Here is a 4,982-nt window from a genome sequence, read left to right as displayed (position 1 = left end):
GTCGTGCAGGCGCTCGAACCCCAGCACGGCGAGCGCGTCGAGCAGCGCCCGGCGGTCGACGAAGTGGCTCCGTGGGGCACCGTGGCTCACACCGGCGCGGCGGGCGAGCTCGCGGAGCGACAGCCCCTCGACGCCGGACTCCCGCAGGGCGGCCACCGCTTCGTCGAGCAGGACGGCGTCGTGCTGCACGCCCACGACCTCGACCATGTCTGCACCCTACGGTGACCACCCGTCGCCCGGAGCCGACCGCGGACCCGCCCGGACTCGGCACGCCGTCGTCGCGGCGACGCTCGGCCCGCGGTGCGCGAGCGGTCCGACGACCCGCCCCGCCTCGGTACGGTGAGCCCGTGAAGGCACACGAGATCCGACGTCGGCTCGACGAGGCCGTCGGGACCGACCACGCGGTGCGCGTGGTGCGTCGCACCGAGCGCGGGTCCCGGTACTGCGGCTTCGTGCTGGCCGTCGGTGCGAAGTGGGTCTTGATGGCCCAGCTCACCGACGGTGGCGTGTTCGACGGTCTGATCGCGTTCCGGCTGCGGGAGGTCCACCGTGTCGAACCGGACACCACGTTCGCGGGACGCGCCGCCCGGCTCCGCCCGGAGTGGCCGCCGTCGTCGCTGGCCCGGGACGGCATCGACCTCGACACGACCGCCGGCGTCCTCCGCACCATCGCCGACGAGGGCGAGCTGATCGGGATCCAGACGAACGAGCGGTCCGGCGCGCTCTGGATCGGGCTGCTCGACGAGGTCACGCGGCGGTGGGTGTACCTGCACGAGGTACGGGCAGACGCCACCTGGAACGACGAGCCGCTCGGGTACCGCCTCGGGCGCATCGACACCGTGGAGACCGGAGGGCAGTACATCCGGGGTCTGGCATCGGTCGTCGGTGCCGGGCCGACGGCCTGACCCTCGGGAACCGCACGACCGTCACGGTGCGGTGCGGACCCACCGTTCCTCGTCGAGGCCGGTCCCGGGATCGGTCTCCGGGGCGCCGGACGGCCGGAACCCGTGCCGGGCGTAGAAGCGCTTCGCCCGCTCGTTCACGCTGAACACGAGCAGGTGTGCGTCCTCGCCACCGATCGCGGCGTCGAGCAGGCGGTCGGCCAGCCCGGTCCCGTGCACGTCGCGATCGAGGTACAGCGTGCAGAGCTCCAGCCCGGGGAGGTCGTCCGCCCCGGGGTCCGTCGGGGCCGTGCTCACGACACCGGACAGCCGGCCGTCGCGGAGCGCGATCAGCACGCGTCGTCCGCCGCTCCGGATCCGCTCGGCCCACCGTGCTGCGCGGTCGCGGGAGGCGCTCGAGTCCAGGAACGCGTCGGGCACCACCCCGCGGTAGGTCTGCTCCCAGCACGCGGACTGGAACGCCCCGATCGCGTCCGCGTCGGCGACGAGCGCTTCCCTGATGTCCATGCACCGATCCTGGTGCACGGACGCCCGGGTCACCGCGCGCGGCGGTAGGCGCTGCCGTCGCTCGTGTGGACCGAGGACGGGTCGTCGAGCATGCGCAGGGTGTACTCCGCGCAGTCGACGAACGTCCCGATGCTGATCCAGTGGCGCGAGCGCTGCAGGGTCCCCTTCGACGGGCCGTCCGACCCGATGCCCGCGCGGTGCACGCTCCACTGCAGGTCCCGCGCCTCGGTGTCGAGGTACCGCATGACCGCCTCGTTGTCGCGGTGCTGCCCGAGGTAGGCGCGCGCGACGGTGGCGCGCACGATCCGGAGGGGCAGCGCGAGCGGTCGGCCGGGGGCGCCGCTGAGGCCACCCGCCTGGTACACGAACCGGTGCACGCCCTGCCGCCGCATCGCCGGGACGAGCTCGTGCACGAACTCGGTGTTCACGAGGCGGTGCTCCTGCGCCTGCCGGTCGCCGATCATCGCGACGACGGCGTCGACGCCGTCGAGGAGCCCGTCGAGGTCGAGCCGGTCCGTGATCGACCCCTGGACGACCTCGAGTCGGTCGTGCTGCACGCGGAGCTTGTCGGGGGTGCGGGCGAGGGCCCGGACCCGGTGGCCGGCGTCGAGGGCGAGCCGTGTGAAGTGCTGGCCGGTCTGACCGGTCGCACCGAGGACGAGGAGGTTCTGGAAGGAGGTCACGTGCTCAATGTAGGCGCTGTCTAGAATCTGGGCAACGTCTAGTTCGGAGTATCCTCGAGGCGTGACCGACCGGCCCTTCCACCACGGCAACCTCCGCGCCGTCCTGCTCGACGAAGCGGTGGCCGCCCTGCGGGAGTCCGGCGTCGAGGGGCTGTCGCTCCGCGAGCTCGCCCGCCGCGCCGGTGTGAGCCACGGTGCCCCACGGAGCCACTTCGTCGACCGCCGGGCGCTGCTCGACGCGCTCGCCGTGCTGGGGTTCGAGCGCCTGCACGACCGCGTGCAGCAGGCGATCGCCGGGTCGGACGGCCTGCGTGACCGCTTCCGCCGAGTGGCGCACGCCTACGTCGACTTCGCGGTCGAGGACGCCGCGCTCATGGAGCTCATGTTCGAGGGGAAGGCCGTCGGGGCCGCGGCCGCCGAGGTCCAGGCGGCCGCGGGCACCCTGTTCACCCTGCTCGACAGCGCGATGGGACCGGCGCGCGCCGGCACGCCGGCCGACCAGGACGAGGGCGCCCCGGACGGCGGCGGACACGACGACGGCGACCACGAGGGCGATCCGCGCGACGGCGACCCCCGTGACGACGGCGCCCGCGAGACCTTCAAGATGCTCTTCGCGGCGACCATGCAGGGCATCGCCACGCTCGTCGTGTCGCGGCGGATCGGGCGGACCCAGGGCGACGAGCTCGTGGACGCCGCGGCGGAGACGATGCTCGGTTCGGACCTGGCGCGACGCGCCGTCTCCGCCGACTGACGGCCACCGACCCGGTCAGGAGCACCGCTCGAGGGCGAAGGACGCCCCGCCGGCACCGCCCCACTGCTGGCCACGACCGGTGCTCGGCGCGGCCGAGGCGGACGCCGGACCCCACCGGTGCAGGACCGTGCACCCGAGGTCGTCGGTGGCCTGCCGCACGGGGTCGGAGGACCGGGCGGTCGAGGACACGACGAACAGCCGCTCCTGCCCGGAGCGCACGAGCGACTCGACCTGCGCCGTGGTGAACACCGGCACCTGTCCGGAGAAGCCGCCGTCGGTCAGGACCTCGGCACCGGTGTCCCCGATGACGTCGGCCGCGATCCGCCACGAGTCGGTGAGGAACAGCGGGCCGCCGTCCCGTCCGCCACCCGCGCGTCGGGCCTCCGCGACGAGCTCTGCCTCGTCGGCCGGCAACCTGGTGTGCCCGCCGACGACGTCGGGCGCCGAGACGTGGAACGCGTCGGCCGTGCTGGTCCCGCGGGTCGGGGCGCCCGTCCGGCCGAGCGCGAGCGCCCGCTCCGGGACGGCACCGCCGCGGGCGAAGGCGCCCTGCGCGAGGCCGACCGAGGCGTCGCCGCCGCTGCCGTCCCGCGCGGCGTCGAGCGCCTGCAGCGAGAAGCACGCCGGCCCGAGCACGACCGCGGCTGCGAACAACCCCGCGGCGAGCCGGCGACCACCCGTGGCACCCCGACCGCCCGTGGCGCCCGGACTGCCCGTGGCACCCCGACCGTCCGCGTCGCCACGCAGGCCGCCACCGGCCGTGGCTCCCGCGCGCCGCCACCGCACGACGAGCGCGACGAGCGCCGCGACGGTCACCCCGACGGCGACCGTGCCGAGCAGTGCCGGCTCGGACGCGGCGCGGGCCAGCCACGCCCACCACGCGCCCTGGACCACGAGCAGCCCGACGGGCACGAGCCGCAGCCGGCGGTCCGCCGCGTCGACGAACCCTGCGGCGCCCCACCAGCCGAGCGCGCCGAGCGCCGCGAGCTGCACCCCGGCACCCGCGACGTACGCGGTGTGCGGGAGCCGCAGGACGGACAGCACCACGACCGCGGTCCCGAGCCACACGACCAGCGCGACGAGCGTGGCGGCGGGGAGGCGCGCCTCCCGGCCGGCGGACCGTCGCCACCACCGGACCGCGCCGATGCCGACCCCGGTGAGCGCCGCTGGCCACGACCAGCCGACCTGCGACGCGTAGCGCGGCGAGAAGAGCTGCAGGAGCGAGTGGCCGTCGCCGCGACCGGCGGTCGCGGCGCGCCACGCGTCCGCGACGTGCGTGCCGGCGTGCCCGACGGCCGCGCCCAGCGTGCCGACGGCGCCGGGCCACAGCCCGGGCATGAAGCGGTCGACGCCGTTGTAGCCGAACACCATCGCGAACACGCTGTCGTCGGTCGACCCGTCGAAGTAGGGGTGGTCGCCCGCCGGGAGCAGTGCGAGCGCGACCGGCCAGGCGAGGCTCGCGACGACCGCGGCGCCGACCAGCGCGGCCACGTGTCCCGCGGCACGGCGCCACCGGGGGCCCGGTCCGGCGGTGGCGACCACCGTCGCGAGCACCAGGGCCGGCAGCACCAGCCAGGCCTGCAGCATCTTCGCCTGGAACCCGACGCCGACGAACAGGCCGGCGAGCAGCAGCGGCCACCACGTGCGGGTCAGCGCGGCCCGCTGCCACCACACCAGCGCGACCGCGAGCGCCATCGTGAGCAGGCCGTCCTCCATCGGGTGGCCGAACATCGAGACGAAGATCGGGGTCCCCGCGGCGAGTGCGGCGGCGACCAGACCGGCCCGGGCCCCGAGCCAACGCAGCACGACGAGCGACACGGCGAGGGTCGTGACGGCGCCCTCGAGGACCTGGGGGAGCGCGAGCGACGCGGTGGACATGCCGAACAGGTGGATGCTGATCGCCTGCGGCACCGCGAACCCGGCGAGCTTGTCGAGGGTGACGGTCGCGTCGGGGTCGAACGAGCCGGACAGGAACGCCGGCAGGGACTCGGACATCGAGCGGGCGGCGGCGGCGTAGAACGCGGAGTCGCCGCCGCGGGCGAGGTTCCAGCTCGTCAGGACCGCGCCGAGCACGACGATCACGGCGAGGGTGGCGCGCTGCCCCCGGGTCTGGTGCCACCAGCGGACGGGGCGGGCGGC

The 4,982-nt window shown here is 75.3% G+C and carries 6 protein-coding genes; 2 read left to right on the top strand and 4 right to left on the bottom strand.

Annotated elements, in window-relative coordinates; all coding sequences use genetic code 11:
- Nucleotides 1-207, bottom strand: a 207-nt coding sequence (locus BEP24_RS15855) for a TetR family transcriptional regulator (RefSeq protein WP_141693496.1), incomplete at its 3' end; no start/stop codon positions are given.
- Between the two features lie 140 nt (nucleotides 208-347).
- Here BEP24_RS15855 and BEP24_RS15850 point away from each other — a divergent pair.
- On the top strand, nucleotides 348-905 hold the full coding sequence (locus tag BEP24_RS15850) for a hypothetical protein (protein ID WP_065965074.1): 558 nt from the start codon (nucleotides 348-350) through the stop codon (nucleotides 903-905).
- A gap of 21 nt (nucleotides 906-926) precedes the next feature.
- On the opposite strand, the gene BEP24_RS15845 is transcribed toward BEP24_RS15850, so the two are convergent.
- Nucleotides 927-1,409, bottom strand: a complete 483-nt coding sequence (locus BEP24_RS15845) for a GNAT family N-acetyltransferase (protein ID WP_065965073.1) — start codon at nucleotides 1,407-1,409, stop codon at nucleotides 927-929.
- Between the two features lie 29 nt (nucleotides 1,410-1,438).
- The gene (locus BEP24_RS15840) at nucleotides 1,439-2,092 is read right to left on the bottom strand and encodes an NAD(P)H-binding protein (protein WP_065965072.1); all 654 of its coding nucleotides are present in this window, start codon (nucleotides 2,090-2,092) and stop codon (nucleotides 1,439-1,441) included.
- 61 nt (nucleotides 2,093-2,153) lie between these two features.
- Between BEP24_RS15840 and BEP24_RS15835 the strand changes: the two genes are divergently transcribed.
- On the top strand, nucleotides 2,154-2,843 hold the full coding sequence (locus BEP24_RS15835; protein WP_065965070.1) for a TetR/AcrR family transcriptional regulator: 690 nt from the start codon (nucleotides 2,154-2,156) through the stop codon (nucleotides 2,841-2,843).
- A 15-nt stretch (nucleotides 2,844-2,858) separates the two neighbouring features.
- On the opposite strand, the gene BEP24_RS15830 is transcribed toward BEP24_RS15835, so the two are convergent.
- A partial coding sequence (locus BEP24_RS15830; RefSeq protein WP_065965068.1) for a glycosyltransferase family 39 protein occupies nucleotides 2,859-4,982 on the bottom strand: 2,124 nt, incomplete at its 5' end.

This window comes from Curtobacterium sp. UCD-KPL2560 (genome assembly GCF_001705035.1).
Lineage (GTDB): Bacteria > Actinomycetota > Actinomycetes > Actinomycetales > Microbacteriaceae > Curtobacterium.
This window is presented reverse-complemented; position numbering and strand designations above follow the sequence as displayed.

Excerpts from the sequence above, each read along its gene's own strand:
- BEP24_RS15845 (WP_065965073.1), bottom strand. The coding sequence starts at position 1,409 with ATGGACATCAGGGAAGCGCTCGTCGCCGACGCGGACGCGATCGGGGCG.